This window comes from Pengzhenrongella frigida (assembly GCF_004168625.1).
In the GTDB taxonomy this organism is placed as follows: Bacteria; Actinomycetota; Actinomycetes; order Actinomycetales; family Cellulomonadaceae; genus Pengzhenrongella; species Pengzhenrongella frigida.
The window spans coordinates 14806-41796 of the sequence record NZ_SDWW01000016.1; the positions used below are offsets into that span (position 1 = coordinate 14806).

Sequence of the window (26991 nt, forward strand, 5' to 3'; positions counted from 1 at the left end):
TGGATCTCAGGGTAGGACGGCGCCCCCGACCTCGCCCGCGCGGACGGCGCGCCGGCCTGGACCTCGACGGCGGCGCGTCACGAGCCCTCGCGGTGCGCGCGACCGGCTTCGGCGACCAGTCCCCCGCGGGCCGCCAGGGAGCCGGCCACCGCGGTGACCGCGATCGTCACGAGCGCACCGAGGATCAGCGCGGCCGGCTCGCCGGGTGCGAGCACGTGCAGGTCGGCACCCACCGTCGCTGCCGCGATCGGCACGCCGAGCTGGGCCGAGGCCATCGCTCCCATCGACAGCGGCTGGGCGAGCAGGCGCATCGCGACGTGTGCGAGGACCGCCCCGATCCCGAGGGCGAGCCCCAGTGCCGCGAACGCCGGGTTGCGCACCAGCTCGCCGAGGTCGAGCGTGGCCCCGAGCCAGACGAAGAACAGCGGCCCCAGGAACCCCTCGGTCACGGCGAAGAGCTGCCGGGCGAGCCGCCGGGGCTCGCCGACGAGCGCCACCGCCACCCCGAAGGCGAACCCGGCGAGCATGATCGACACCTCGGCCCAGACCGCGAGCGCCGCCAGACCGAACAGCACCGCCAGGTTCATCCGGAGCTCGAGGGCGAACTTGCGCTCGTCGGAGACCTGGTGCGCATGCTTGCGGATCCCGGTGCGCTCGAGCCAGCGCAGGAGCAGGAAGAGGGCACCCGTCGCGCCGAGCACGGCGACCGTGCCGAGGGCGGCGCGCAGGGCGTGCTCCGGGTCGATCACGAGCGGGAGCACCACGATGCACGCCGTGTCGGCGAGCGCGACCTGGGGGAGCATCTGGAGCACGGGGACCCCACCGAGCCGCAGGGAGCTCACGATCGGCAGGATGAGCGCAGCCGAGGACGACGCCATGAGGACCGCGTACAGGGCCGCGTGTCCGGTGTCGAAGATGTTCGCGATCACGACCCCGAGCACGGCGGCGATGACCCCGACCGCCACCGCACGGACCGTCCCGATCCGGAGCCCGGCCCGCAGCTGCGGGTCGTGCACGGGCACATGGGAACCGGCCACGAACATGACCAGGGCGAACCCGATGTCCGCCAGGAAGGTGAGGGTGACGTCGCCCGCGTCCAACCAGTCGAGCACCATCGGGCCCACCAGGATGCCGGCGAACAGCTCGCCGACCACGACCGGCACGTGCCAGCGCTGCGGCCACGCGAGCGCGGGACCGAGGACGCCGATCAGCGCAACCACAGCCAAGGTTCCGAAGGTCATGGGCGCGCCTCTCGCCGTGCGTCAGGCCAACCGGACCACCAGGTCGCGGGCGGACATGGGGTGCGCGAACAGGTAGCCCTGCGCGAGGTCGCACCCGACCTCGCGCATCTCGTGGCACTGCGCCTCGGTCTCGACGCCCTCGGCCGTGACCGTCATGCCGAGCTCGTGGGCCAGCCGCGTCACGGCCGAGACGATCGTCGACGTGACCGCGTCCTGCCCCATCCCGACGACGAACGTCTGGTCGATCTTCACGATGTCGACCGGAAACCGCTGGAGATAGCTCAGCGAGCAGTACCCCGTGCCGAAGTCGTCCAGGGCGAGCCTGACCCCGAGGGTCTTGAGGTCGTGCAGCACACGCATGCCGCGCCCGTTGTCCTCGAGGATCACCCCCTCGGTGACCTCGAGCACCAGGGCGGCGGGATCCATGCCGGCCGTGGCGAGCACGCGCGCGACGGCGGCGGGGAGCTGCGGCGCCATCAGCTGCCGGGCCGAGACGTTCACCGACAGGTCCAGCCGCCGGCCCGGGTGCCGGCGGTGCCAGGCGACCCAGTCCCGGCACGCCCGGGCGAGCACCCACTCCCCGACCTGGGTGATCTGCCCGCTCCGTTCCGCGACGGCGATCGCCGTCGCGGCCGGCACCGCTCCCTGGTCGGGGTGCGTCCAGCGCAGCAACGCCTCGGCGCCCACGACGGAGCCGTCCACCATGCGCACGATCGGTTGGTACACCAGGCTCAGCTGCCCGCGGGACCCCGCCGCGCGCAGCTCCTGCTCGAGCGCGTTGCGCTGGTGGTCCTCCTCGGCCGCCCGCAGGTCGATCGTCTGGTGGGCGCCACCGCCCTGCCGCTTGGCCTGGTACTTCGCCATGTCCGCGTCGAGCACCAGGTGGTCCGACACGGTCCGGCCCGGTCCCGAGAACGCGATCCCGATGCCGGCGGACGCCACCAGCTCACCGGAGCTCACCGCGAACGGGAGCTCGAATGCCGCGTCGATCCGCTGCACGAGGACGTCGACGTCGGCCGGGTCCGCGAGGTCCTCGCACAGGAACACGAACTCGTCGCCGGACACGCGCGCGAGGGTGTCCCCGGTCCGCACCAGCAAGGACAGCCGGTTCGCGACGGCGACCAGCAACTCGTCCCCGACATGGTGCCCGTAGGCGTCGTTGACCCGCTTGAAGTTGTCCAGGTCGATGAACAGCACCGCCGCCAGGCTCTGCGAACGCCGAGCGCGGCGGGCCGCCTGGTCGATCCGTTCTTGGAGGAGCACCCGGTTGGGCAGCCCGGTGAGCGCGTCGTGCAGGGCCCGGTCGCGGTACCAGTCCGCCGCGTGCTGCGCGCGCTCGCGTGCCTGCGCGTTCAGCAGGTAGGCGGCCGCCACGTCGGCAAGCGTCTGCGCCGCCTCCGCCGCCTCCGCCGCGTCACCGGTGTCCGAGGTGAGCGGGCCCTCGGCGTCCCGATACAGCGCGAGCGCGCCCAGGCTGCCGCCGTCGTGGCGGAGCGGGAAGGCGAACACGGCCCGCACCCCGGCGGTGATCGCCGCCGGGCCGAAGGCCGGGTACCGGTCGTCGGCGGCGACGAACGGGACCGCCACGGGTTCTCCCGTACGGAACACCGTCAGGCACGGTCCCTCGCCCAGGTCCGACTGGAGCTGCTCGACCTCGGGCGCCGCCTGGTTCGAGGCGGCGATGTAGCGCTGCGTGAGCCCGGGGCCGACCAGCGTGACGCCTGCTCCGGTGACCGGCAGGACCTCCACGATCCGCTCCACGAGGTGCTGCAGGATCTCCTGGACCGGGAAGTCGGTGAGCAGCGTCCGGGCAAACTCGCTGAGCACCAGCGACAGGCTGTCCTTGTGGACCACGATCCCTCCCCGGCGCCGACCAGGTCCCGCGGTGGTTCGGGCGGGCAGAGCGACGGTGCGACGCCTCCACGGTATCGAGCGCCCCGGCGGCCTGCACGCCCGCTCCGTCGATCCCCCGCGCTCCGTTCCCCCGCTTTGTCGATCCCCCGCGCTGCCCATCCCCCTGTCAGGCCCCCTGTCAGGCGGGGGTTGCGCGCGCCGATCGCCTCGCTAGGGTCGATAGCAAGAAGGGGACCTCGATGATTCCGTGGATTTCCGCCCATCGCGCGCGGTTTCTGGCCATCGTGGCGGTGCTCCTGGCAGGTGCCGTGATGGGGAGCCTGCTCGACTCCTTTCCGGCGCGCCTGGTCACCTTCCTGCTCGCCCTGGGGATCGCGACGGCCATCGGCGGGGTCGGCACGTCGCGGGGCTTCACCGCGCCGTCGACCTCGGCTGACGAGCGAGACCTGGCGGCGGAGCAGCGGGACCTGGCCGCCCGGCAACGAGATCAGGAAGCCGAGCACCGGGACTACGCGGCCGACCATCGCGACGAGGCGGCCGACCATCGCGACGACGGCGCCGACCTGCGCGACCAGGACGCCGCAGAGCGCGACCGTGACGCCGACCAGCGCGAGCGGCTTAGGTTGCGGGCGGTCGAGGCGTCGGAGACCGCCGGCCTCTCTCCGGGTTCGGTCCCCGACCTGGACCAGATCCAGGACACCACCGCGGCCCGCACGCGGGCGCTGCACGATCGCAGCTCGGGCTGGACCGAGCGCACGGCAGCGGAGCTGGACCGCGACGCAGCCCTGGCGGATCGCGGTGCGTCTGCCGGTGAGCGCAGCAACGCCGAACGAGACCGCGACGCGGCCATGGCTGATCGCGGTGCGTCCGCCCGGGAGCGCGAGTTCGCCTCGGTCGACGGCCTGACCGGAGCCCTGCTCCGCGGCGTGGGGATGATCGAGCTCGAGCACGAGCACGTGCGGGCCCGGCGGACGAACCAACCGCTCGCGCTCGCGTTCATCGACGTCGACCACCTGAAGGCGCTCAACGACTCGCGCGGCCACCCGGCCGGTGACCGGATGCTGCGCGAGGTCGCCGAGACGCTGCGCGCCTCGCTGCGCCCGTACGACCTGGTCATCCGTTACGGCGGGGACGAGTTCATCTGCGTCCTGTCGGGAATGGACCTCCTCGCCGCCGCGGCGCGGCTCTCGATCGTCAACACGACGCTGGCGAACGCCGACGAGCCCGGCTCGGTGACGATCGGGCTCGCAGAGCTGCAGCCCGGGGAGCCGGTCGACCAGCTCGTCGCCCGCGCGGACGCCGCCCTACTCAAGGAGCGGCAGCGGCGACGTACCGGGGGTCAGTCCTGACGATCACCCGCCGGTAGGCCGGGGGCAGCCGGTCAGTTCCGGCCGGGGAGCGGCCAGGTCATCGCCGATCGGCGCCACAGCGGCTCCGGATCGGGCCGGCCGAGCAGGAAGCCCTGACCGCCGACGAACCGGGCCGCACCGCTGACCGACTTCGCCGCACTGACGAGGTGCTGGAGGATCTCCTTCGTCTCGATCCCCTCGGCGATCACGACGGCGCCGCTCTCGGCCGCGTAGGCGACGATCGCCGCGAGCACGGCCCGCCCCGAGCCGCCCGTGCGCGCGCTGCTCACGACGTCACGGTCGATCTTGACGTACTCGGGGCGGACCCGAGTCAGCAGCCCGAGCGCGCCGTCGCCGGAGCCGAAGCCGTCGAGGGCCAGCTGGAAGCCGCGGTCTCGCAGGTCCTGGACGGGTCCGTCGACCAGGGCGATCCGCTCGTGGACGTTCTCGGGCAGCTCGATGACGACCTGGTCGGGCCGTCGGCCGGCGGCCTGGACCTCCCGCAGGATCTGTCGGCTGGTCTCACCGTCGTGGTCGAAGACCTCGGGGGCGATGTTGAGGAAGAGCAGGAGGTCGTCGGGCAGGTCACGGACCTGAGCGAGCGCCGACTCCCGGCACAGGGCATCGAGCTCGCCGACGCTGCCGAGCCGGGCCGCTCCCTCGAACGCGTCGCGCGGACCCGCGAGCCCGTACTCGGCCGAGGGCCGCGCGAGCGCCTCGAAACCGAGGATCCGGTGGGTGGTGAGGTTCCAGATCGGCTGGAACGCGGCCCCCATGTGCCGCCCGACGAGCAGCCGGCGCACGGCGGCGATCGTCGCCGCGGAGGTGTGCCACGGGGCAGACTCCGCCATCTCGGTGTAGGTCGCGACCTGGTTGCGTCCGCGTCGCTTGGCCTCGGCCAGGGCCCGTGCGGCCCGTGCACGCATCGCCGCGGCGTCGATGCTGGGGTCGATGTCGACGTGGGTGGGGTCGAACTCGGCGAGCCCGAGGCTGAGCGTGATCCCGGCCATCCGCGACAGCGCGGCCCGGCGGAACCGCTCGACCGGCCGCAGGGCGTTCTCCAACCCGGTGTGCGTCATGATCAGGGCGAAGTCGTCGCCCCCGAGGCGGAAGGCACGGTCGACCGAGCGGCCGGCCCGCAAGGCCCCCGCGAGGGCGACCAGGACCTTGTCGCCCTCGCCCCGGCCGAGGTTGTCGTTGACGAACGTGAAGTCGTCGACGTCGAGAAGCACGAGGACGAACGGCTCGCGGAAGCGGCGGGCGAGCGCGACCTCCTGCCGCAGCGCCTCCTGGAACGCCCAGTGGTCGCCCAGACCAGTGAGACGGTCGAGTGAGAGATCGGCGTCGGAGGCGGGTCGACCGACTCGGATCCGCCCGGTGAGACGGCGCGGCGGGACGCTGCGAGCTCCCAGCGCTAGCCGGTTGAGGTAGGTCGCCATCGGCTCTCGTCCCGTCTGGTCGAAGACCTGGGCTTGCGAACCAGCCTAGGAGGTGGCCGAACCGTGTCAACCGGCGGGGCTAATGACCCTTGACCCGCGCAGACCCCAACGAGCACGTTGGTGCTGTACGGCAAGGAGGAGTGGCTCGCCGAGGGAGGTGCCATGACCGTGTCAGCCGGAGAGCGCCACCCACCGCGGACGGAGGCGCGACTGGCGAAGGCGCCGTCGGGCATCCGCGGGTTCGACCAGGTCACCGACGGCGGGCTGCCCCGGGGCCGCCCGACCCTGGTGACCGGGGCGTCAGGCTCGGGAAAGACGATGTTCGCCGTCGAGTTCCTGGTGCGCGGTGCGCGCGACTACGGCGAGCCCGGGGTGCTGCTCACGTTCGAGGAGTCGGCCGACGACCTCATCGAGAACGTGGCCTCGCTCGGGTTCGACCTGACCCAGCTGGAGCGTGACGGGATGCTCGTGATCGACGCGATCCACGTCGACCCGGCGGAGGTCGTCGCGACGGGCGCGTTCAACCTCGACGGACTGTTCATCCGGCTGGCCGGCGCCGTGGAAGAGGTCGGCGCGAAGCGGGTCGTGCTGGACACGATCGAGGTGCTGTTCGGCGCGCTGGGCAACGAGGGGATCGTGCGCGGCGAGCTCGCTCGGCTGTTCCGCTGGTTGAAGAGCCGGGGGCTGACGGCGGTCGTCACGGGGGAGCGGGGACGGGCCGGACAGCTGACCCGGTTCGGAATCGAGGAGTACGTCTCCGACTGCGTGATCGTCCTCGACCACCGCGTGCTCGACGACGTCTCGACCCGGCGCCTGCAGGTGGCGAAGTACCGCGGATCGGCACACGGCACCAACGAGTACCCCTTCCTGATCACGGACCGCGGCGTCACGGTGCTGCCGATCACGGCCGCGGGGCTCCGGTACGGCGCCCCGACCGAACGGGTCTCGACCGGCCTGGCCCAGCTCGACCACCTGCTCGGCGGCGGCGTGTACCGCGGGTCGATCGTGATGGTCAGCGGCAGTGCCGGGACCGGCAAGACGACCCTTGCCGCGCAGGTCGTCGACGCGGCATGCGCGCGCGGGGAGCAGGCGCTGTTCGTCTCGTTCGAGGAGTCCCCCGATCAGCTCGTCCGCGACATGCGCTCGGTCGGCATCGACCTGGGTCGATGGGTCGATGCCGGGGTGCTGCGGATGTGGTCCGAGCGGGCCACCGCGTTCGGGCTGGAGTCGCACCTCGGCCGCCTGGAACGCATGTTGGAGGAGCAGGCCCCGCAGGTCGTCGCGCTCGACGGGATCGCCAGCCTCGGCCACGTCGGCTCCCCGAGCGAGGTGACCTCGGCGGTGACCCGCGAGCTGGATCTGGTCAAGGCGCGCGGGATCACGGGGGTGCTCACCACGCTCACGCACGAGTCGGACTCCGCGGCGAGCGCCCTGTCGGTGTCGTCGCTGATCGACACCTGGCTGCTCCTGCGCAACGTGGAGACGGACGGCGAGCGCAACCGGCTGCTGTTCGTGATCAAGAGCCGGGGCACGGCGCACTCCAACCAGGTGCGCGAGTTCGTCCTGACGGACCACGGCGCCGAGCTGCTCGAGGTCGTCGTCGGGCCCCGGGGCGTCGCGACCGGGTCGGCCCGCGCGGCGCTGCTCGCCGAGGAGCACATCGGGGCCGTCACCCGCCGCGAGGACCTCGACCAGCGCCGTGCCGCCCTGGCGCAGCGGGCGGCGGAGGTGGCGGCCCAGATCGCCGTCCTGCAGGCGAAGCTCGCCGCCGAGGGGGCCGAGGTCGACCGGCTCGCCGCTCAGGAGACGCACCGGGACGAGGCCCGCCGCAGCGCCCGGAGCGTGCTGGGCGCGGCGCGAGGGGACAGCACCGCCAGCGGGGACACCGCACCGGAGCACCCGACTCCGGGACCGGAGGAAGAGGTCTGAGGATGACCACCCGAAAGAAGGACCCGTCGGGCGCGGCGGGCGAGAACGGCGACCCGGAGGAGGTCTTCGAGTTGCGTCTGTACGTCGCCGGCCAGAGCCCGCGGTCGGTGCGTGCCATCGAGAACCTGCGGCAGGTGTGCGAGACGTACCTGCCCGGGCGGTTCACCATCGAGCTGATCGATCTGCTGGAGCACCCGAGGCTCGCGCGCGGCGACGAGATCATCGCGGTCCCCACCCTGGTCCGCCGGCTGCCGCAGCCGATCCGCAAGATCATCGGCGACCTGTCGGACACCGAGCAGGTCCTCGTGGGGCTTCAGCTGCGTCCCGACGGGCGCGACAGGAAGGACGGGCGCGACGCATCATGACCGCCGACGTCCCGGTCCGCTGGTATCTCACGCTGTATGTGAGCGGAGCGTCGCCGCGCTCGGCAGCCGCCCTGGAAGCCGTGCGCCGGCTGGCGGACGAGGACCTCGCCGGGCAGGTCGAGCTGGAGGTCGTGGACGTGCGCGACGAGCCGGCGCTCGTCGTGCGGGACGACATCCTTGCGGTCCCGACGCTCGTCAAACGGCTGCCGCCGCCGCTGCGCAAGCTCGTCGGTGACCTCTCGGACACGGGCCGGGTCCGGCTGGCGCTCGATCTGCGGCCCGAGCCGCCGGTCCGCACCGATCAGGAGGGATCATGAACCACGTCCCGCGAGCGCGCTCGAGCGGCGCGACGTCGCTCACGGACCGGGAGAGCGCGCTGCTGCGCGAGATCGGCGACCTGACCGCCGCGCTCGACGCCATCCGCACCGGCGGCGTCGACGCGGTGATGGTCCCGGGGCCCGACGGCGACAGCCTCTACACGCTGACCAGCGCCGACCGCCCCTACCGCGTGTTCGTCGAGGAGATGGGCGACGGCGCCGCCACGATCTCGGAGCGCGGGATCATCCTCTACGCGAACAACCGATTCGCCGAGCTGGTGCGCCGCGAGCGAAGTGCGCTCCTCGGGCGCGACCTCACCACCTTCGTGCGCCCGACGCAGGGCGACGTCCTGGCGAGGCTGACGAGGACCGCCCCCGCGACGACGCGCCACGCCGAGGTGGATCTCGTCCGGCCGGACGGCTCGACCATCCCGGTGCTCGCCTCCGTCACCGGCCTGGACCTCGACGGCGTCGTCGTCCGCTGTCTGGTCGTCAGCGACCTGACCGCCCGGGTGGAGGCCGAGGAGCGGTTCCGGATCACGATGGACAGCGCCACGATCGGGATGGCCCTGGTCTCTCCCGGGGGGCGGTTCCTCCTGGTCAATCCCGCGCTGTGCCAGATCCTCGGCCGCGACGCCGAGCGGATGAGGGCGACGACCTGGACCGAGGTGACCCACCCGGACGACCTCGACGAGGGCCGGAGCCTGATGGGTGAGCTCACGGCCGGGCGGGTCCCGTCGTTCCGCACGCGCAAGCGCTACCTGCGGCCGGACGGCTCGGTGGTCTGGGGAGACCTCACGGAATCGTGCGTGCGCAACGACGACGGGTCGGTGCGGTACTTCATCGCCCAGGTCATGGACGTGACCGACGCGGTGCGGGCCGAGCGCGAGCTCGTCCGCCGCGAGGCAGAGCTCCGGGCGATCGCTGACAGCTCGGCCGACATCCTGGTGCGAACGTCGCCCGAGGGTCGGATCGACTACGTGTCGCCCGCCGTCACCCGCATTCTCGGTTGGGACCCCCAGGAGATCCTCGGGCTCCCGGCAGCCGAGTTCGTGCACCCGGACGACCTGGCGCAGGCTGTCGCCCCGGGGCCGTCGACCGGGTGGTTCCCACCGCGCACTCGGCTGCGCCGCAGGGACGGGACGTATCGATGGATCTCCGCACGCGTGACCCCGGTCGGGGACCCGGGCAACCCCGAGGGCTTCGTGGCCGTCGTGCGGGACGTCGAGGAGCTGGTCCGGCAGGAGCGCGCGCTCGAGGAGTCCGAGCGGCACTATCGATCCCTGGTCGCGGGAGCGGCGGAGGCGATGTACGAGGCCGGACCCGACCGCCTCGTCACGTGGATGTCGCCGTCGATCACGGCGCTGCTGGGCTGGGCGCCCGACGAGCTCGTCGGCACGGCGATGTCCAACCTGCTCCATCCGGACGACAAGGATCGGATCGAGCCGCTGAGCGACGAGATCTATGGCGCCACCGACGCGTTCGCCCGGACCCACGCCCTGCGGATGCGCACGAAGGAGGGCACGTACCGGTGGGTGGCGGCGCGCGCTCGTACGGTGGTCGACGCCGACGGGCGCCTCATCCGGATCGTGGCCGGCCTGCAGGACATCGACGAGCTGGTGAGGACCCAGGCTCGGCTGCAGGCCACCTTGGACACCGAGTTCGACCCGCACGTGGTGCTGACCGCGGTCCGCGACGAGACCGGCCAGATCGCCGACTTCGTCTACACCGAGGCCAACCGGGCGGCCTGCGAGTACAACGGACTGCCCCGCGCGCAGCTCCTGGGGCGTCGGCTTCTCGACCTGATGCCGGGGCACATCGACTCGGAGATCTTTGAGGTGTATCGGGCGGTCGTCGCCACCGGTGAGCCACTGAAGATCGACGGCTTCGCGTACGAGAACGAGCTCAAGGGCGGCGAGGTGCGGCGCTACGACGTCCAGACCGCGAAGCTCGATGACGGCCTGTCCTACACCTGGCGCGATGTCACCGACCAGTACGCCGCGCGCGCCGCGCTCGCGGCCTCGGAGGAGATCCATCGGCTCCTGACGGAGAACCTGTCCGACGTCGTGGTGCATCTGCGGGCCGGGACGATCGCCTGGGTGTCTCCCTCGTTGACCGGCTCGCTCGGCTGGACTGCGCAGGACTGGCTCGATCATCCGATCGCCGAGTTCATCCACCCGGACGACCTGGGAGCTGTCGACGAGCACCGGGACGCCCTCGCCGCCGGGGGGTCCGACCTGTTCCGCCTGCGGATCCACGCCAAGGACGGCCGCAGCCACTGGATCCAGGTCCACGCCAAGCCGTTCTACGACCGGGACGGCGTCCAGGACGGGGTCGTCGCCTCCTTCCGGATCATCGATCCCGAGGTCGCCGCCGAGGAGGACCTGGAGGCGCGGGCCCGGTCCGACGAGCTGACGGGCCTGATGAACCGCCGCGAGGTGCTCGAGCGCGTGGCGGTCATGACCAGTCATCCGCGCCGCACCGGCGAGGAGGCGGCGGTGCTCTTCGGCGACATCGACGGGTTCAAGGCGATCAACGACGACTACGGCCACTCGGCCGGGGACGAGGTGCTGCACACGGTCGCCATCCGCGTCGCCTCCTGCCTGCGCAGCGGGGACATCGCCGCACGGATCGGCGGCGACGAGCTCCTCGTGCTGCTCGACGGCGTCCACGAGCTCGCCAATGCCGTGGACATCGCCGACAACATCCGCCGGGCCGTCGCCCATCCCATCGCGATCGACGGCGTGACCGTCACCGTCACGCTGAGCATCGGGGTGACCCTGGCCGTTCCTGGGGAGAGCGTCGACGACATGATCGCGCGCGCCGACGAGGCGATGTACGAGGCGAAGCAGGCGGGCGGCGACCGCGTCGTCGCGAAGCTGCCGCGACCCGCCTGACGTCGCCGTGAGAACCACCCGACGAACCCGACCGCACTGGCTAGAGTTGCCGCTGTCGCACGTCAACCCACAGCGCACGAGGTGACTCAATGGCCGAGCAGACCGACACGTGGCAGCTGCCCCAGCGGCAGACCGTTCCCGATGAGAGCGGGTTCTTCGGTGCGTTCGGCGGGCAGTTCTTGCCGCCTCAGCTCGAGGGCCCGTTCGCCGAGATCACCAAGGCGTACCACGAGATCGAGAACGACGCGTCGTTCATCGCCGAGCTGCGGTACCTGCGCAAGCACTTCCAGGGCCGCCCGACTCCCGTCTACCACGCCCGCACGCTGTCGCTGCTGAACGGTGGGGCGCAGATCTACCTCAAGCGCGAGGACCTCAACCACACCGGCGCGCACAAGCTGAACCACTGCATGGGCGAGGCCCTGCTGGCGAAGTACATGGGCAAGAAGAAGGTCATCGCCGAGACCGGTGCCGGCCAGCACGGAGTCGCCCTGGCCACTGCCGCGGCTCACTTCGGGCTCGAGTGCGAGATCCACATGGGTGCCGTCGACATCGAGAAGCAGGCTCCCAACGTCAGCCGGATGCAGCTGCTCGGAGCGACGGTCGTCCCGGTGACTCGCGGCCTGCAGACGCTCAAGGAGGCCGTCGACTCGGCCTTCGAGGCGTACATGGCCGACTACGAGAACTCGATCTACTGCATCGGCTCGGTCGTCGGTCCGCACCCGTTCCCGCTGATGGTGCGCGACTTCCAGCGCGTGGTGGGCATCGAGGCGCGCGAGCAGTTCCACGAGATGACCGGCAACCTCCCCGATGTGGTGGAGGCCTGCGTCGGCGGCGGGTCGAACGCGATCGGCATCTTCTCCGCGTTCCTCAACGACCCGGTGGAGCTGATCGGCGTGGAGCCGCTCGGCCGCGGGACCGCCGTCGGCGACCACGCCGCGACGATGACCTACGGCCATGAGGGGATCATCCACGGCTTCAAGTGCTACCTGCTCCAGGACGAGGCTGGCGAACCCTCACCGGTCTACTCGTGCGCCTCCGGCCTCGACTACCCCGGTGTCGGTCCGGAGCACAGCTACCTCAAGGACGCCGGCCGCGTGCAGTACGTGGCGGCCTCCGACGACGAGTGCCGCGACGCGTTCTTCCTGCTCAGCCGCAAGGAGGGCATCATCCCCGCGCTCGAGAGCGCCCACGCCGTCGCGCACGCGCTGGTGAAGGCACGCGAGATGAAGACCGGCACGATCCTCGTGAACCTCAGTGGCCGAGGCGACAAGGACATGGACTACGTGATCAAGAACTGGGGCACCGGCGGTCCGGTCTGACCGCTACGGCCGGTGTGAGTTCCAGCCCGTGAGGAACGCACCGGTCACCTGCGGGGCGTCGTCGCCGAACTCGTTGAACGGATCGACGGCCGCGTCCCGCAGCACCGCCGAGGACGTGAACCGCAGGGAGACGACGTCGCCCATCCGGACCGTCATCGCGGTGCCGGACGGGACGGTGGCCGCGAGCGCCTGACCGAGGGCCATCGCCTGCGGTTCGTCGTAGCCGGCGGTGCTGATGTCGAGGGAGCCGGTGCCGGTGCTGACCCGGCCGACGGTCTCGTTCAGCGGGGAGCTCGAGAGCACGGTGAGCGCGGCGGCGAACCCGTCTGCGGCGAGGGCGCCATCGACGATGAGGAAGCGCTCGTCGTCGGTCCGGTACCCGACGTCGACCCGCGCGCGCGCCGGCAGGGCACCCAGCGCAGCCTCGGCGGCGATCGCCTCGCTCACCGTCGGGTACGACAAGGACATCGACCCCGGTCCGGCGTCGATCGAGGTCGGGGTCCCGGCGGCCTTCGCCGCGACGACCAGGGCGTCGACGTCGTCATAGTTGCCCGGCACCCCCTTGGTGACGTTGCCGAACTGGATCGTGGCGGTGACCCCCGGCGCGGTGAACGACACGAGCTTGGCGACGGCCACCGACTCGGCCGCGTCCACCCGGACCTCCAGGACGTCGTCGTCGAGGTGGGCCGCGAGGACGGGGTACGCAGCGGCGACCGCGGCGAAGGCGGTGCGCGCATCGCGCTCGGCGCCGGGGCTCGTGGCCTGCACCGAGAAGGCCCCGTCGGCGGTCTCGGCCCGAACCGTCTCGAACGTCAGCGGGCGGTGGGCCGCGGCGATGCCGACCAGCGCGTCGAACGCGGCCAGGAAGTCCTCCGGCCCGGCGACGGCCACCGAGCTGGCGCTCGGGCCGGTCACGGCGAGCGTCTGCGCCTCGGTGTTCGTGTCCACGTCGACGACGAGCTCGACCGTCGCGGTGTTCCGGGCGGAGTCGTCCCCGTCCACGGGGAACGTCGCGGTGAAGCCGGTCGAGGCATAGGTCGCCGTGACCGACAGGTCCTGGTGGGTGCGGAACGCCTCCACCCGGCGAAGCACCACCGCCATCTCCGCCACCGTGAGGTCGGGCGCCAGCGCCACGTTCAGGTCGGCCGACCCGGAGAACGGCAACGCGTTGTTGCTGAACCCGTCGATGCTCTCGACGTTCTCCGTGTCGACCATCCACGCCTTGAAGTCGGCGGACAGCGCCGTGCCGGCATCGATCGGCCCGCACGCGGCCGTCCCGAGCAGCAGAAGGGCAGCGGCGACCGCCGTCGCGCACACGCGCATGTGTCGGTTCATAGCGGGGATCCTCATCGCTGGTCAGCCGGAAAGTGGAGGGGTGCAGGGCGGCGATCAGCGACCGGTCGCGCGGTCGTACCAGCTGACCAGCGGCGCTCCCGGACTGCCCGTCCGCCGCCGCATCGCCGAGCGTCGCAACCGCATCGGCCGGACGCTCACCCAGCTGGTCCGGTTCAGACCGGGGATGCCCGCGGGCACGCGCAGGTGATCCCGACGCGCACCCTTGTCCTGCGAGGTGAACCGGGCGACCGTGCAGGTACGGCCGTCGACCGCGAGCACCAGGACGGGGCGATCCTTGCTGCCGCTCCCCTCCTCGAACGGCACGTCGGCGAACCAGATCTCCCCCGTGCGCGGCCGCGCCCCGCGGCGCCGGAGCAGCCCAACAAGGACGACGACGGCCGTCGCGAGCGCGATCGGAAGCGACCGCGGGTCGTGCGCCACGTCCGCGAGCAGGGCACCCAGATCGATCTGGTCCATCGGATCCGGCCAACTCCCCCTCGGCGACGTGCGTGACCGTGCCGAGACTACGGCGGGCCGGGCGCAGGCGGGCGCATGCGCTCAGACCGTCGGTTCGACGACCCCGGTTGAACGGTGGCCCCGGAGCGCGGACGATGTCGATGGACGCGAACGCCCAGGACGAGAGGCTCCCCATGTCCTACCAGGCCTACCTCGACGCGATCGAGCAGAAGACCGGTCGCACGCCGCAACAGCTCCTCGACGAGGCCGCGAGCCGCGGCTACGGCCCGGGCACCAACGCGACCGAGTTCGTCACCTGGCTCAAGGACGAGTACGACGTCGGACGTGGCCACGCGATGGCTCTGTACGGGGTGCTCAAGAACGGCCCCACCGTGCCGGAGAAACACGTCGGATCAGCCGGCAGTCACCGGGACGAGACCCTCGAGCTCCGACTGGACGGCATAGCCGCCCGCTAGCGCCCGACTCTCGGGGTTCTCAGGGTGAGGTGCGCCGGTAGACGAGGTGGGTCACATGCGGCGTCGTCCGGCTCGAGGCCGGCACCATCGCCAGATCCTCCACGCCGTCGAAGACCCGCAGCCCGTCGCCGACGGTGAACGGCACGACGTGGAGCCGCAGCTCGTCGACCAGACCGGCACCCAGGTAGGCGTTCAGGGTGCTCGGGCCACCGGCGATCGCGACGTCGCCCTCACCGGCCGCGTCGCGCGCCCGCTCGAGAGCAGTCTCGATCCCCTCGGTCACGAAGTGGAACGTGGTGCCGCCCGCCATGGTCAGCGCCTCCCGGGGCCGCGAGCAGAGTACGAAGGCCGGCGCGTGGTATGGCGGCTCCGACCCCCACCAGCCCTGCCACCGCAGGTCCCACGCACCCCGGTCCGGCCCGAACATGTGCCGCCCCATGACGTAGGCGCGCGCGCGGAGGATCCCGGCGATCTCGTCCGGGCTGTCGTCGCCGTGCTCGAACATCCAGGGGTGCAGCCGGTCTCCCACGACCGGTCCGAACGGGTGCTCCAGCGACTGGTCGTGACCGGCCGCGACGAGGTCGAGCGAGACCGAGATGTCGGCGGTGACGAGACTCATGACTGCCAGGGTAGGTGCGAGGAGGTACGCGAACCACCCGGTTCGGATGGATTTGTCCCACGTGACGAGCCGTAGGTCGCCCGTCGGCGGGTCGAGCCCGCCGTCGTCAGGCCTGCGCGTCGGCCAGGTCGTCCAGGTTCGCGAGCACGCGGCGCAGGAGATCGTCTTCTTCTTCGACGTGCGCGACAACCAGCTCGACGAGACCGGCATCGACCTCCAGTCTCTCCTCGGCCGACAGCCCCCAAGCGAACACGCCGAGTGCGGCCGTTCTGCCTGTGCGAGCGCCTCTTCGAGAACCGATCGCCCGCACCGGGCGCGGGTGCGGATATCCGGCACGCATGGGACGGAGAACGCGAGGTTCGGAAAGCGGCGCGCGCAGCGACCTTCAGTAGGTTTGCCCGGGAGTCCCCTACAACGTTTCACACCACGCAGTCGTCAATAGGGTGAGCGCTGATTCGCACCGGCCAACAACCGGGCCGACGATGATTAGGCGGGGGGGAACCGAGAATGCCTGAGAGTGCCAGCGACCGACTGCTGGGCGAGCTCGCGCGTGAGCGCGGCGGGGCCCTGACGGGTTACGCGTACCTGCTCACGGGAGAAGCGGCGGCGGCGGAGGATCTCGTCCAGGACGCGCTCGTGAAGGTCTTCGTGCGGACCCGGTCCGGGTTCACCCCGGAGGTGGCCGAGGCCTACGTGCGCCGGGCGATCCTCACGCTGTACGTCGACGGGTTTCGGCGCCGGCAGCGGTGGGCGGCCGTGCGGCACCTGCTCGTGCGCGACGACCGCCGAGACGGTCCGGACGCCGCGGTGGCGGTGCGCCTGGACCTGCGAGCGGCCCTCGGAGTCCTGGCGCCACAGGAGCGCGCTTGTGTCGTGCTGCGGTACTACGAGGACCTGACGGTCCCCGAGATCGCGGCTCAGCTGCAGCTCGCGCCGGGAACCGTGAAGCGGTACCTGAGCAATGCGGTGCACAAGCTGGAGGCTCGCCTGGGGCCGACACCCTCGTTGCACCTGCCCGACGCCGTCGGCGACGTCATCGTGGTCGGCCGCACCGCCACGACGAGTACGGCGACCTCGTCGAACCGGACGAACCCGACGACCCGACGAGGAGCTGACCATGTCTGACGACTTCCGGCGCGACCTGCATGCTCTCGGTGACGACTCGACGGGCAACACACTCCCGATCGACACGATTCTGACCCGTGTGCACCGGCGGCGATTCGTGCGCACCCTCGCCTTCGGTCTGGCCGGTGCAGGCGCGGCGAGCGCGCTCGTGCTCGGCGGGATCACCGTCCTGGAGCACCGGCAGAGCGCGCCGGTCGCGCCGGTCGCGAGTTCGAGCCCGACCAAGACCCCCGCGCCAGCCCCGAGCCCGACGCCCACCCCGACGGCGCCGGTCGAGACTCCCCCCGCGACCGCGACCCCGCCTGGCCCCGGGTTCACCCTCGGTGCCGACGGCTCGATCGCCGACTTCCCGCTCAACGCGCCCGAGGCCGACGTCGTCGCCTATCTCGACGCCCAGCTCGGGTCACACACGGTGAGCGACCCCACCATGGCCTGCAGGATAAGCGCGACCCCCGGCCGGCTCCTGTCGTGGGACGACACGCTTTTCGTGAAGATCCAGACCGAGGTGATGACGTCGCCAGGCGATCCGGGCCCCCCGACCTACGCGCCCGCGCCCCCTTACGTCGCGGGGTGGAACCTGACCGACGCCGCCTTCGACCTGCGGACCGACGAAGGCCTCGCGGTCGGGGACTCCGTGGCGAGCCTGCGTGCGACCTATCCCGCAATGCCCGGCCAGCCCTCATGGGTGCCGTACTTGTGGATCTGGTACCAGGGGTCGCTCCAGGTCCTGACCGACGGCGGCGCCGAAACGGATGGCATCGTCCAGATCGCTGCGGGGGAAATCTGCCCGCTCGACTGACCGAAGACGTCGCGGGTGCGCACACCCATCGCGCCTCCTCTGCCGCGCTTCGATCGCTGCCGTGACGCACCGACGCCGCATCCCCCGCACCCTCCAGTAGGCTGTCCCGGCGGGGCGGAAGCACCCCGGGTTGTCCCGAAGGTTCTCCGGAGGGTTGTCCCGATCGTCTTCCGTATCCCCCGGGCCTCTAGCTCAGTTGGTAGAGCATCGGACTTTTAATCCGTTGGTCGTCGGTTCGAGCCCGACGGGGCCCACCCTTCGCAGCCCACGGTCGCGATGACCCGGATCACTGTCCCGCGCCACGGAGTCCGGGCGCGCAGCATCGCCGCCCGCAGCGATCCCGCCCGCAGCACTCCCGCACGCCGCAGGGCCGCCCGCAGCATGTGCTGCGGACGGCCCCGGACGTGGAGCGGCGCTCAGGTTTGCGGAACCACCCGGAAGCTGGTGGTCGCGTTGGCCGGATCGGCATCGAGCTGCTGATCGGCGAGGACCTCGGCCGCGGTGGGCTCGAGGAAGACCTTGGCGGTGCCGAGTTCGACGACGGCGTCGCCGGGTGCAGGCTCGGCGACGAGCACAAGGTCGAACCCGCCCTGCTCGGACGTGGAGGCCGCGATGCGCAACCCCCCTGTCTCGGGGAGTCCTGCGCTGTCGGTGAGCTCCTGGACGGTGGTGCGAGCGTTCTCGGTCAGGGTGAGCAAAACAGGCTCCTCCGGTTGCCGGGGTGCGGCGCCCGGGACCGTCGCCCTGGAAGGACGGCCGGCCCGCGAGCGCCTGCGGTCCCCTCCACCGTCACAAGCCCCGCGCCCGAATGCAAGCCTCCGGGCCCCATCCGTCCACTGGGTGGACACCGGGGGTCAGGGACACCAGGCGCCAGCGGCGCCAAGGTCAGTGGCGCGGAGTCTCGGTCGTGTCCGTCGGCTCCGGCTCGGCGAGGGCACGCTCGGCGGTGTGCTCGCGCTCGGCCAGCACCTCCGGGCCCGGGCCGGCGAACGCCTGGGCGCGCTCGACCGCGTCGAGGCTCCCGGTGAACAGCCGGGAGTCGGTCCGCATCGTGAACTGGACGGTGTCGTCCGGCCCGGGGGTCCGTCGGGTCGTGCGGCGCGTGGGCGGTTCGGCGCTCGCGGCCGCCGGGCTCGCCGCCGGTGGGCGCGGCTGGTCCGGCTGGTTCGAGCCCTCCGACGGCTCCCGCTGCAGGGACGGGTCCGCCGGAGCCAGTCGGCGGGTCCGGACCGGTGGCTCCGGCTCGACGGGCGGCGTCGGCTCGCGCGGCACGGCGACCGTCGCCGGCGCCTGCCCGACGGCGCGCGCGAGGTCGCCGTCGGGCAGGGCGGGCTGCGCGGCGGGCGAGGCGGCCGAGACGACGGGCGAGGAACCCTCGATCCGGGTGCGGGGCAGCGACTGCGGCGCCGTCCGCTGCACCCACTCAACGAGCCCCTCGCGCACGTAGCAGCGCAGGTCGAACAGCGTCGGGGCGTCGACGGCGCTCGCGAGGGCACGCACCTGGACGAAGCCGCCGGTCGCCTCGGTCACCTGCAGCACGCCGACCCGGTTGTCCCACAGGTCGCTCACCGCGAGCAGCCGGGTCAGCTCGGCCCGCATCGCCTCGACCGGGACCTCCCAGTCGAGGTCGAGCTCGACCGTCCCGAGCAGGTTCGCGTCGCGCCGGGTCCAGTTCTGGAACGGGGTGGTCGTGAAGTGCGTGGACGGGACGATCAGCCGCCGGTCGTCCCACAGGTGCACCACGACGTACGTCATCGTGATCTCCTCGATCCGGCCCCACTCCTGCTCGACGATGACGACGTCGTCGACCCGGATCGCGTCCGTGAACGCGAGCTGCAGGCCGGCGAAGACGTTGGCGAGCGAGCTCTGCGCCGCGAGCCCGGCCACGATCGTGAGCACCCCGGCCGAGGCGAACAGGCTCGTGCCGGCCGCGCGCGCATCGGGGAAGGTCATCAGGATCCCGGCGATCGCGCAGATCGCGAGGATGGCGACCGTGAGCCGGCGCAGCACGGTGATCTGGGTGCGGACGCGGCGGGCGCGGGCGTTGTCGGGTACGTCCATCCGGAAGCGCGACAGCGCGGCGTCCTCGACCACGAACGCGAGCGCGCCGATCAGCCAGGCCGCCGCGGCGATCAGCAGGATCAGGAGCAGGTGTTCGGCGATGAGCGTCCAGTGCGAGGTCTCGGTCGACAACCGCAGGGCGATCCACACGGCGATGATCACGAGGACCGCCCGCAGGGGGCGCCGGACCTTGGCCAGCAGGTCCATCGCGAGGTTCGAGCGCCGGGCGGCCGTGCGGACCACGGCCGAGATGATGGTCGCCAGCACGAGGGCGGCCACGACGGCACCGACGACTGCGCCGATCGGTCCGACGACGTCGGCCGTCTCGGTCGCGGTCACATCCACGGCGGAGTTCACATCGAGGAACATGCGGTCAGGGTAGGCGTCCAGGGCTGGGGTCCGACAGCCGCGCAGGTGCTCACCCCGCGCGCGGGGCCGACCACCGCGCGCGGAAGTCCGACGGTGCTGGCATCGCTGCGCATACCGCGACGCTATACCCCACAATCGGCGGTTCTGCCCGATGTGCGCATCGACCAGGGTTCGGCTACCTTCTCTCACCCTGGGGTCGTACCCGACTCCTTGAAGCGGAATGAGAGGCACTCGACATGACCGTCACCGGGTTCATCACCGCCATCGTCATCGGCGCCATCATCGGCGCGCTCGGACGCCTGTTCGCGCCCGGAAGGCAGAACATCTCCCTCCTGGTCACGATCATCGTCGGCATCGTCGCGGCCCTGCTCGGCACGGCGCTCGCCAACGCGGTCTCGTCGGCCGACACGTCCGGGATCGACTGGATCGAGCTCCTCTTTCAGATCGTGCTTGCCGTCGTCGGCGTGACGCTGGCGGCGCGACTGACCGGCAAGCGCGCGTGATCGCGATCTGATCGAGTCCTGATCCACGAGAGCCCGGCGGCCGTCGACGGCCGCCGGGCTTTCGTGACGCTGCTCACGGGCCGCTACGAGGTGAGCGCGACCGCGATCAGCAGCAGGGTCACGAGGAAGCCGGTCACGAGGTTGAGCCACAGGAACCGTCGCCACCCGGTGTTGGCGCGCTCGCAGTCGTCGTCGCGCACCGACCAGAAGGCGGCCGCGTTGGCCGCGTAGGGCAGCGGCAGCACCGCCGCGAGCCAGCCCGGCCACGGCACGAGCAGCAGCAGGGCAGCGGCCAGCAGGTACGCGACCGTCGAGGCGACCACGGTCGGGTGCGCCCCCAGCACGGTGGCGACCGAGGCGATGTTGCCCTCGCGGTCCGCCCGCACGTCCTGCACCGCCCCGAACGCGTGCGACCCCATCCCCCACGCGAAGAACGCGAGCAGCACCGGCCAGGCCGTGCGGGCCGAGAGGTCGGTGCCGGTCAGGACGAGCGCGTACAGCAGGGGCCCGACGAAGTGCATGGCCGACGTCGCGGAGTCGACGACGGGCCGCTCCTTGAACCGCAGCCTCGGCGCGGAGTAGGCGATGACCAGGAAGACGACGACGACGAGCGTGGCCGCCGAGGCCGCGTCGCCGAGGGTGAGCAGCCACACGAGCAACGGCACGTTCGTCACCGCGCACGCCCGCAGGATGCGGCGGTGGACCGCGCGCGCCGTCGTGGGGTCCGCGAGCGCACCCTCGATCCCACCCTTGCGCGGGTTGAGCAGGTCGGATGCGTAGTCGAAGACGTCGTTGACGCCGTACATCAGCAGGTTGTACGGGAACAGGAAGTAGATCGTGCCCACCACGAGCGCGGTGTCGATCCGGCCGCCGGTGGCCAGGAGGTACCCCGCGGCGAACGGGTAGGCGGTGTTGATCCAGGAGAACGGCCGGGATGCGGCGAGGATCTCCCTCACGAGTCCGCCTCGTCGGTGGCGGGCGCCGGATCGGTGCGCCGCGAGCGGGCGCGCAGCGTCACCCAGCAGGCGGGCATCAGCACCACCGCGGCGAGCGAGTAGGCGAAGTCCTCGATCGGCGCGCGCCACAGCAGCACGCCGAGGATCTTGTCGGGCGCGTAGTCGACGAGGCTCGACAGGATCATCACGTTGTCGAACACCGCGGTGAGCACGACCATCACCACCGCGGTCCACAGCAGCGGCCCCCGGCGCAGCCCACGCAGCCGCGGTGCGAGCACGACGACGAGCAGCACCAGCACGAGCCCGTTGAGCACGGCGTTCGTCATCGCGGGCCACCCCCGGCAGCCTTGCGGGAGGCCCGCCGGTCCAGCGCGAGCCAGACGAGCAGCGAGTTGTAGCAGAGCAGCGCGAGGAAGAACGCCTCCTCGATCGGAAGCTCCGGCGCGAGCAGCAGGCCCGTCATGTACGGGTTCTCACCGCGGGCGAAGATGCCCAGGGCGAGCCCGGCGACGTCCCACGCCAGGAACACCACCACCCCGACGCCGAGGCACAGCGCGGTCCGGCGCCAGTCGGCCCAGAACGCGAGCCGGAAGCGCCGGTCGAGCACGGCCAGGCCCCCGAGCGACACCAGCAGGGCACCGAGGTACGCGAGTCCGATCACGGCGCGAGACCCCGCGCGGCGGCGGGCCAGGCGTCCGGCGCACGTGAGGAGTCGAGGAAGCCGGGCCGCAGCGGGGTCGGCAGCGCGCGCGACGACGTCTCACCGAGCAGCCGCTTGGCCACGAGCTCGGCGCTGATCAGGCACATCGGCAGACCCACGCCCGGGATCGTGCCGCCGCCCACGTACAGCAGGTTCGGGACCCGGGGTGAGACGTTCGGCGGGCGGAACAGCGCGCTCTGGAGCAGGGTGTGCTCCATCCCGAGGGCCGTGCCGCGCCACGCGGAGAAGTCGGCGACGAAGTCGGACGGGCCGTACACGCGCCGGGTGACCACGCGGTCGCGCAGGTCGGGCACGCCCGACCAGGTGCCCACCTGGTCGATGAACCGGTCCGCGTGGGCCTCGAGCGCAGCGCGCCCTGCCGGACCTGCGCCCAGCGTCGGGTCGGCCGGGAACGGGACCAGGATGAACAGGTTCTCGTGCCCGGGCGGGGCGGCGTCCGAGTCGGTGGCCGAGGTGCGCGAGACGTAGATGGACCCCTCCTGCGGCACCCGCAGATCCTCGACGGGGCTCGTCGTGCCGTGGCCGAGCAGGGCCTCGAAGTTGCCCGGCCAGTCGCGGGTGAAGAACAGCGAGTGGTGGGGGAGCTCGGGCAGCTCGCCGCGCACCCCGAGCATGATCAGGAGCGAGGAGATCCCCGGCCCGCGCCGCCGCCAGGACTGCTCCGGAAGGTGGCAGTGCTCGGGGGCCAGCAGGACGGTCTCGGTGTGGTGCAGGTCCGCGCCCGAGACCACGATGTCGGCCGGGACCAGCTCGCCGTCGGCGAGGCGCACCCCGCGAGCGACGCCGGTCCGGCGCGGGGCGCGCGCGGTCCGCCCGGCCGGCTCGACCTCGATCGACGTGACGTCGCACCCCGTCCGGATCTGGACGCCGGCCGCCACCGCGAGGCGCTCGATCGCCTGGATGATCGTGTACATCCCACCGCGGGGAAACCGCACGCCGTCGACCAGGTCGAGGTGGCTCATGAGCGTGTACAGGCCGGGCACGCGGTACGGCGAGGACCCGAGGAACACGGCGTGGTAGCTGAGCACCTGCCGCAGGCGCGGGTCCTGGACGGTGCGCGCGACCCGGTCGGCCAGCGTCTCGGACAGCAGCCGCAGCAGCGTCGGGGTGCGCGCCACGATGTCGGCGCCGAGCACCTTGTCCGGGCGCGCGAAGGTCGTGTACAGGAAGTGGTCGACGGCCATGCGGTAGGCCTCGGTCGAGTTCGCGGCGTACGCGCGCATCCGCTCCCCGGCACCCGGCTCGAGCGCGTCGAAGCGGGCCCAGTTGGCTTCCGCGTCGATCCCGACGTCGAGGGTCTCGGCGACCTGGCCCGGTGCCGACTCGAAGAACACGCGGTAGGCCGGGTCGAGCCGCTCGAGGTCGAGGTGGTCGTCGATGTCCTCGCCGAACAGCGCGAAGAAGTGCGCGAACACCTCGGGCATGAAGTACCAGGACGGGCCGGTGTCGAACCGGAAGCCGTCGATCTGCAGGGTCCCGAACCGGCCGCCGAGCCGGTCGTGCCGTTCGAGCAGCGTGACCTCGGCCCCGCCGCGCGCGAGCAGCGCCGCGGTGGCCAGACCGCCGATGCCGCCCCCGATCACGACGACGCGCCGACCGTCGCCACCCGAAGCGGTGCGCGCCGGCGCGCTCGGCGCGGCAGCCGTCGCCGTGCTGGTCAGGTGGTCGGTCATCGCACACCCCTCGTTGTTCGCGCCTCGATGGCGATCTCGTGCCCGATCGACCGGGCGACGATGGCAAGTTTGGTGGGTCCGGGCACCCGCACGCGCCGCGCGAGCAGCTCGGCGGGCGGGGTCGCAGCGAGCTCGGTCGTGAGCCGGTCGTACAGCCCGAGGGTCGAGGCGACGGCCCACCGGGCACGGCGAGGCAGCCCCGGCAGCGAGGCACGTGCGGTCGCGATGTCCGCGGCGATCTCGGCCAGGATCTCGTCGAGGGCCGCCTGGTCGAGCGTGTCCGGCGTCACGCCGGGGAAGTAGCTGCGGCCCAGCTCGCCGTAGTCGGCCCCGAGGTCGCGCAGGAAGTTGATCTTCTGGAACGCGGCACCGAGCGCCTGGGCGCCCGCACGCAGACCCGCGTCGGGCGCCGCAACAGCGTCGAGCGGGCCGCGTTCCGCAACCCGGTCGCCCGGGCCGCGGGCCGCGTCGAGGAACACCGCGAGGCACATCAGCCCGATCACCTCCGCCGAGCCGTAGACGTACCGCTCGTAGCTCGCCCGGTCGTGCACGAGCACGGTGAGATCCATCCGCATCGAGGCGAAGAACGGGTCGATCTCCGCGTGGCCGATGCCCACCTGGTGCGCGGTCCGGGCGAACGCGTGGATCACCAGGTTGGTCGAGTACCCCGACTCCAGGGCGCGCGCGGTCTGCGCCTCGAACTCGTCCAGCAGCGGTCCGGCGTCCGTGCCGCGACGCGTGTCGACGATCTCGTCCGCGATCCGGACGAGCGCGTACACGGCCTCGATCCCGTGCCGGGCACGCGCGCCGAGCAGCTTGGTGCCCAGGCCGAACGAGGTCGAGTACCGGGACAGCACCACGCTGCTCGCGCGGGCGGCGGTCTCGTCGTAGAGCGCCTGGCCCGTGTCGGCGCCCATCAGGCGTCCCGGCCGGCGAGCTCGTCGACCAGGGCGCACAGGTAGTCCGCGAGCGGGGCGGGCAGGTGCAGCCGGGCCGTCTGACGAGCGGTGCGCGCCGCTCCTGCGGCGATCCCGCGCGTGCGGTCGAGCGCCCCGCTGTCGGCCATCACCGCCCGCACGCGCGCGGCGTCGTCCTCGTCCAGGTCCGGGTCGCCGACGTGCCGGTCGAGCACCGCGCGACCGGCGGCGTCGGCCAGCAGGTACGACAGCCGCAGCAGCTCGGTGCGTTTGCCCTCACGGATGTCGGAGAGCACCGACTTGCCGGTCTGCTCCGGGTCGCCGAAGACACCGAGCTCGTCGTCGACCAGCTGGAAGGCCACGCCGAGCGCGGTCCCGAGCCGTTCGAGCTGCGCGCGCGTCGCGTCGTCGGCCCCGGCCAGCAGACCACCGATCACCAGCGGACCGCTGCACGTGTACGCGGCGGTCTTGAGCTCGGCGATGAGGATGGCGTCCACCCGCGTGGGGCCGGTCAGCTCGGCCGCGATGTCCAGCAGCTCGCCGCCGACCGTCGTCGTCACGCTGCGCACGAGCAGCCCGACGGCGCCCAGCCGCAGCTCGGGGGCGATCGGGGCGCGCGCCACGAGGTCGAAGGCGCCCGTGAGCGCGAGGTCTCCGCCGAGCAGCGCCGCGGCCAGGACCTGGTCCTCGGCCGCCTTGCCGACCACGCCGACCGCCGCGAGCTCCGCACGTCGAGCGCCCGCCAGGTTGGGGCGGCCGCGGCGCATCTCGTCGTGGTCCAGCACGTCGTCGTGCACCACCATCGCCGTGTGCAGCAGCTCCTGCGCGGCGGCGATGGGTGCGACGCCGTCGATGTCGGTCCCGCCCAGTCCGAGGTAGGCCGCCAGCATGAGGCGCGGGCGCAGCAGCTTGCCGCCGCCGACCTGGTCCGCCAGCGTCGCCCACAGCGCGCCGTAGGCAGGGGCCATCGCCTCGGCGGCCGCCCTGCCGGCCCGCAGGTGATCGTTCAGGGCGCGCACCGACGCCTGCACGCCGAGCTCGACCTCGGTCGCGAGCCGGTCGCGAACCGATCCGGCCGGCGTCAGGCCATCGAGCCGACCGGCACGCGCGCCCGCGCTGGTGTCGGCGCTGGTGTCCGCGCGCTCGACGACGCCGGCCCGGGCACTGCCCGAACTCCCCGAACGTCCCACGTCGGCCATAGTCGTCCCCCGTCGGTCAGCGGATGCTCAGCATACTGAGTATTCGCCGGATACCGGGGGCCGGTCCCCGCATCGGTAGGCTCTGCACCATGACATGGCTGGTGACGGGCGGAGCGGGTTACATCGGAGCGCACGTGGTGCGCGCGTTCGCGGAGGTCGGTCTGCAGACCGTCGTCCTGGACGATCTTTCGAGCGGTTTCGCGGGCTTCGTGCCGCGCGACGTGCCCCTCGTCACGGGCTCGATCCTCGACACCGCACTGGTCCGCCAGACCATCGCCGAGCACCAGGTGACGGGCGTGGTGCACGTGGCCGGCTTCAAGTACGCCGGCGTGAGCGTCCAGCGCCCGCTGCACACCTATCAGCAGAACGTCACCGGCACGGTGTCGGTGCTCGAGGCGATGGCGGCCGAGGGCGTCGACGCGATCGTCTTCTCGTCCAGCGCGGCGACCTACGGCACGCCCCACACCGACCTGGTGACGGAGACGACCCAGACCGATCCGCAGTCGCCCTACGGCGAGAGCAAGCTCATCGGCGAGTGGCTGCTGCGCGATCAGGAGGTGGCCGTCGGCCTGCGTCACACGTCGCTGCGGTACTTCAACGTGGTCGGCTCGGGCACGCCCGAGCTCCCGGACACGAGCCCGCACAACCTCTTCCCGCTGGTGCTCGACGCGCTCGTCGCGGGCCGCACGCCGCGGATCAACGGCGTCGACTACGAGACTCCCGACGGCACGTGCGTGCGCGACTACGTCCACGTCGCCGACCTCGCGCTCTCCCACGTCGCGGCCGCCCAGGCGCTCGCCGCGGGCCGGCCGCGCGAGCCCGTCTACAACCTCGGCAGCGGCGACGGCGTCTCGGTCCGGGAGATCATGACGGCGATGGCCGAGGTGACCGGGATCGAGTTCACCCCGGAGATCGCCGCGCGCCGCCCGGGCGACCCGGCTCGCATCGTGGCCTCCGGCGCGCTCGCCGCCCGCGACCTCGACTGGCGCATGCGGCACACCCTGCGCGACATGGTCGCCAGCGCCTGGGAAGCCCGCCAGGCCACCTCGCCGACCCCGGCCTGACCTTCGGC

Annotated in this window: 26 protein-coding genes and 1 tRNA gene; 12 read left to right on the forward strand and 15 right to left on the reverse strand. The window is 72.2% G+C overall.

Going from position 1 to position 26991, the window contains the following annotated elements; all coding sequences use genetic code 11:
• Nucleotides 1-77: 77 nt before the first annotated feature.
• Nucleotides 78-1241 carry a cation:proton antiporter gene (locus EUA98_RS08260; RefSeq protein WP_130102202.1) on the reverse strand — a complete coding sequence of 388 codons (1164 nt, stop codon included), beginning with the start codon at nucleotides 1239-1241 and terminating at the stop codon, nucleotides 78-80.
• Nucleotides 1242-1262: 21 nt separating this feature from the next.
• Nucleotides 1263-3095, reverse strand: coding sequence for a putative bifunctional diguanylate cyclase/phosphodiesterase (locus tag EUA98_RS08265; protein ID WP_165372759.1), 1833 nt, complete (start codon nucleotides 3093-3095; stop codon nucleotides 1263-1265).
• Between the two features lie 239 nt (nucleotides 3096-3334).
• Here EUA98_RS08265 and EUA98_RS08270 point away from each other — a divergent pair, with 239 nt between their 5' ends.
• On the forward strand, nucleotides 3335-4444 hold the full coding sequence (locus EUA98_RS08270) for a GGDEF domain-containing protein (protein ID WP_130102204.1): 1110 nt from the start codon (nucleotides 3335-3337) through the stop codon (nucleotides 4442-4444).
• A gap of 32 nt (nucleotides 4445-4476) precedes the next feature.
• Here the strand turns inward: EUA98_RS08270 and EUA98_RS08275 are convergent, their stop codons facing one another.
• On the reverse strand, nucleotides 4477-5883 hold the full coding sequence (locus tag EUA98_RS08275; RefSeq protein ID WP_130102205.1) for a bifunctional diguanylate cyclase/phosphodiesterase: 1407 nt from the start codon (nucleotides 5881-5883) through the stop codon (nucleotides 4477-4479).
• Nucleotides 5884-6045: 162 nt separating this feature from the next.
• Between EUA98_RS08275 and kaiC the strand changes: the two genes are divergently transcribed.
• The 5 genes from kaiC to trpB all read left to right on the forward strand — a co-directional run bounded on the left by kaiC (nucleotide 6046) and on the right by trpB (nucleotide 12710).
• The gene (gene kaiC, locus EUA98_RS08280; RefSeq protein ID WP_130102206.1) at nucleotides 6046-7812 is read left to right on the forward strand and encodes a circadian clock protein KaiC; all 1767 of its coding nucleotides are present in this window, start codon (nucleotides 6046-6048) and stop codon (nucleotides 7810-7812) included.
• A gap of 2 nt (nucleotides 7813-7814) precedes the next feature.
• Nucleotides 7815-8177, forward strand: a complete 363-nt coding sequence (locus EUA98_RS08285) for a circadian clock KaiB family protein (protein WP_130102207.1) — start codon at nucleotides 7815-7817, stop codon at nucleotides 8175-8177.
• Nucleotides 8174-8494, forward strand: a complete 321-nt coding sequence (locus EUA98_RS08290; RefSeq protein WP_130102208.1) for a circadian clock KaiB family protein — start codon at nucleotides 8174-8176, stop codon at nucleotides 8492-8494. The genes EUA98_RS08285 and EUA98_RS08290 overlap by 4 nt, the downstream gene beginning before the upstream one ends.
• Complete coding sequence (locus EUA98_RS08295) at nucleotides 8491-11391, forward strand: PAS domain S-box protein (RefSeq protein ID WP_130102209.1); 2901 nt, start codon at nucleotides 8491-8493, stop codon at nucleotides 11389-11391. The genes EUA98_RS08290 and EUA98_RS08295 overlap by 4 nt, the downstream gene beginning before the upstream one ends.
• An 89-nt stretch (nucleotides 11392-11480) precedes the next feature.
• Nucleotides 11481-12710, forward strand: coding sequence for a tryptophan synthase subunit beta (gene trpB, locus EUA98_RS08300; protein ID WP_130102210.1), 1230 nt, complete (start codon nucleotides 11481-11483; stop codon nucleotides 12708-12710).
• A gap of 3 nt (nucleotides 12711-12713) precedes the next feature.
• On the opposite strand, the gene EUA98_RS08305 is transcribed toward trpB, so the two are convergent.
• A complete protein-coding gene (locus EUA98_RS08305) occupies nucleotides 12714-14045 on the reverse strand; it encodes a hypothetical protein (RefSeq protein WP_130102211.1) in 1332 nt (443 codons plus the stop codon).
• A 54-nt stretch (nucleotides 14046-14099) separates the two neighbouring features.
• Nucleotides 14100-14522: a type II toxin-antitoxin system PemK/MazF family toxin gene (locus EUA98_RS08310; protein WP_130102212.1), complete on the reverse strand. Its 423-nt coding sequence runs from the start codon at nucleotides 14520-14522 to the stop codon at nucleotides 14100-14102.
• Between the two features lie 140 nt (nucleotides 14523-14662).
• On the opposite strand from EUA98_RS08310, the gene EUA98_RS08315 reads away from it, so the two are divergent.
• The gene (locus EUA98_RS08315; RefSeq protein ID WP_350339490.1) at nucleotides 14663-14977 is read left to right on the forward strand and encodes a DUF4287 domain-containing protein; all 315 of its coding nucleotides are present in this window, start codon (nucleotides 14663-14665) and stop codon (nucleotides 14975-14977) included.
• Between the two features lie 19 nt (nucleotides 14978-14996).
• On the opposite strand, the gene EUA98_RS08320 is transcribed toward EUA98_RS08315, so the two are convergent.
• Nucleotides 14997-15596: a dihydrofolate reductase family protein gene (locus EUA98_RS08320; RefSeq protein WP_130102213.1), complete on the reverse strand. Its 600-nt coding sequence runs from the start codon at nucleotides 15594-15596 to the stop codon at nucleotides 14997-14999.
• Nucleotides 15597-15702: 106 nt separating this feature from the next.
• Nucleotides 15703-15906: a hypothetical protein gene (locus tag EUA98_RS08325; RefSeq protein WP_165372760.1), complete on the reverse strand. Its 204-nt coding sequence runs from the start codon at nucleotides 15904-15906 to the stop codon at nucleotides 15703-15705.
• 197 nt (nucleotides 15907-16103) lie between these two features.
• Here EUA98_RS08325 and EUA98_RS08330 point away from each other — a divergent pair, with 197 nt between their 5' ends.
• From EUA98_RS08330 to EUA98_RS08340, 3 genes are all read left to right on the forward strand, one after another.
• Complete coding sequence (locus EUA98_RS08330) at nucleotides 16104-16721, forward strand: sigma-70 family RNA polymerase sigma factor (RefSeq protein ID WP_130102215.1); 618 nt, start codon at nucleotides 16104-16106, stop codon at nucleotides 16719-16721.
• Entirely contained in the window at nucleotides 16714-17520 is an 807-nt protein-coding gene (locus tag EUA98_RS08335; protein WP_130102216.1) for a hypothetical protein, read from the forward strand. Before EUA98_RS08330 ends, EUA98_RS08335 begins: the two co-directional genes overlap by 8 nt.
• A 181-nt stretch (nucleotides 17521-17701) precedes the next feature.
• Nucleotides 17702-17774: transfer RNA gene (locus tag EUA98_RS08340), tRNA-Lys, on the forward strand.
• Nucleotides 17775-17936: 162 nt separating this feature from the next.
• Here the strand turns inward: EUA98_RS08340 and EUA98_RS08345 are convergent.
• The gene (locus tag EUA98_RS08345) at nucleotides 17937-18218 is read right to left on the reverse strand and encodes an iron-sulfur cluster assembly accessory protein (protein ID WP_130102217.1); all 282 of its coding nucleotides are present in this window, start codon (nucleotides 18216-18218) and stop codon (nucleotides 17937-17939) included.
• Between the two features lie 187 nt (nucleotides 18219-18405).
• On the reverse strand, nucleotides 18406-19950 hold the full coding sequence (locus tag EUA98_RS08350; protein WP_130102218.1) for a mechanosensitive ion channel family protein: 1545 nt from the start codon (nucleotides 19948-19950) through the stop codon (nucleotides 18406-18408).
• A gap of 236 nt (nucleotides 19951-20186) precedes the next feature.
• On the opposite strand from EUA98_RS08350, the gene EUA98_RS08355 reads away from it, so the two are divergent.
• Nucleotides 20187-20453, forward strand: a complete 267-nt coding sequence (locus tag EUA98_RS08355) for a GlsB/YeaQ/YmgE family stress response membrane protein (protein WP_130102219.1) — start codon at nucleotides 20187-20189, stop codon at nucleotides 20451-20453.
• A gap of 83 nt (nucleotides 20454-20536) precedes the next feature.
• Here the strand turns inward: EUA98_RS08355 and EUA98_RS08360 are convergent, their stop codons facing one another.
• From EUA98_RS08360 to EUA98_RS08385, 6 genes are read right to left on the reverse strand one after another with little or no spacing between them, the layout of a single operon-like run.
• Nucleotides 20537-21409 (reverse strand): prenyltransferase, encoded by an 873-nt coding sequence (locus EUA98_RS08360; protein ID WP_130102220.1) that lies wholly within the window; start codon nucleotides 21407-21409, stop codon nucleotides 20537-20539.
• Nucleotides 21406-21735: a lycopene cyclase domain-containing protein gene (locus EUA98_RS08365; protein WP_130102221.1), complete on the reverse strand. Its 330-nt coding sequence runs from the start codon at nucleotides 21733-21735 to the stop codon at nucleotides 21406-21408. Before EUA98_RS08365 ends, EUA98_RS08360 begins: the two co-directional genes overlap by 4 nt.
• The gene (locus tag EUA98_RS08370) at nucleotides 21732-22070 is read right to left on the reverse strand and encodes a lycopene cyclase domain-containing protein (RefSeq protein WP_130102222.1); all 339 of its coding nucleotides are present in this window, start codon (nucleotides 22068-22070) and stop codon (nucleotides 21732-21734) included. Before EUA98_RS08370 ends, EUA98_RS08365 begins: the two co-directional genes overlap by 4 nt.
• On the reverse strand, nucleotides 22067-23803 hold the full coding sequence (gene crtI, locus EUA98_RS08375) for a phytoene desaturase family protein (RefSeq protein ID WP_130102223.1): 1737 nt from the start codon (nucleotides 23801-23803) through the stop codon (nucleotides 22067-22069). Before crtI ends, EUA98_RS08370 begins: the two co-directional genes overlap by 4 nt.
• The gene (locus EUA98_RS08380) at nucleotides 23800-24720 is read right to left on the reverse strand and encodes a phytoene/squalene synthase family protein (protein ID WP_130102224.1); all 921 of its coding nucleotides are present in this window, start codon (nucleotides 24718-24720) and stop codon (nucleotides 23800-23802) included. Before EUA98_RS08380 ends, crtI begins: the two co-directional genes overlap by 4 nt.
• Nucleotides 24720-25919 (reverse strand): polyprenyl synthetase family protein, encoded by a 1200-nt coding sequence (locus EUA98_RS08385; RefSeq protein ID WP_130102225.1) that lies wholly within the window; start codon nucleotides 25917-25919, stop codon nucleotides 24720-24722. Before EUA98_RS08385 ends, EUA98_RS08380 begins: the two co-directional genes overlap by 1 nt.
• An 89-nt stretch (nucleotides 25920-26008) precedes the next feature.
• Between EUA98_RS08385 and galE the strand changes: the two genes are divergently transcribed.
• On the forward strand, nucleotides 26009-26983 hold the full coding sequence (galE, locus tag EUA98_RS08390) for a UDP-glucose 4-epimerase GalE (RefSeq protein WP_130102226.1): 975 nt from the start codon (nucleotides 26009-26011) through the stop codon (nucleotides 26981-26983).
• Nucleotides 26984-26991 lie beyond the last annotated feature (8 nt).